Source organism: Faecalibacterium longum (assembly GCF_040094125.1).
GTDB lineage: Bacteria > Bacillota > Clostridia > Oscillospirales > Ruminococcaceae > Faecalibacterium > Faecalibacterium longum.
On the sequence record NZ_JBBNIH010000067.1, the window covers coordinates 1 to 968 of the forward strand.

The 968-nt window shown below is 55.8% G+C and carries 1 protein-coding gene; it reads left to right on the top strand.

The window, feature by feature from the left end; translation table 11 throughout:
- Positions 1-216: 216 nt before the first annotated feature.
- A partial coding sequence (mobQ, locus tag AAAU26_RS14590; protein WP_349180883.1) for a MobQ family relaxase occupies positions 217-968 on the top strand: 752 nt, incomplete at its 3' end.

The following is a 968-nucleotide window of genomic DNA, read 5'->3' on the forward strand; positions in this document are numbered from 1 at the left end:
TGAAATCGAAGCTGGCGTTTGTGCGCCAGCCCGATTCCATCCCAAGGAAAACTGCATTTTCCTTGCGCTGCTTTGCAGCTATCCTTTTGCGGCTCCCGCCTAAGACCGAAGCGCATGGCACTCCGTTCTAAGGCGGCGAGCAAAACCGAATACAATTCCAGACCGTTCATCAAGAGCAATCTTGCTGGGCGGTCTTTTTGTTTGGGGGTGATGCCTATTCCGTGTCCGCATTTCAAAATTACCATCGTTAAGCGCAGCCAAGGGCAGTCCGCTGTTGCCGGGGCCGCTTACCAGAGCGGCGAACGGCTGTTCAGCGAGTACGACCAGAAAACAAAATTCTACAACAAGAAGAAAGAACTTGTCCACGCTGAGATCATGCTGCCGTCCCATGCGCCGCCCGGATATGCAGACCGGGCAACCCTCTGGAACGCCGTGGAAGCCGTGGAGAACCAGTGGAACTCCCAGCTTGCCCGGCGCATCGTGCTGGCGTTCCCGGTGGAGGTGCCGAAAGAGCAGTATTTGTCCATGATAAAAGAGTTTTGTCAGGAGCAGTTTGTTTCCAAGGGCATGATTGCCGATTTTGCCATCCACGACAAGGGAGATGGCAACCCACACGCCCACATTCTGCTGACGCTCCGGGCAATGGATGAACACGGCAGGTGGCTTCCAAAAGCCCGAAAGGTTTACGACCTTGACGAGAACGGCGAGCGCATTCAACTCCCCTCCGGGAACTGGAAGTGCCACAAGGAAAACACCGTGGACTGGAACGACCAGAAGTACGCCGAGGTTTGGCGGCATAGCTGGGAAACCATCACCAACCGCTATCTGGAAGCTGCTGGCAGACCAGAACGTGTTGACCTGCGCTCCTTTGAGCGGCAGGGCATCCAGCAAATACCGACCGTCCATCTCGGCCCCGCTGCACACCAGATGGAAAAGCGTGGAGTGGAAACCTTTCTCGGCAACCTGAA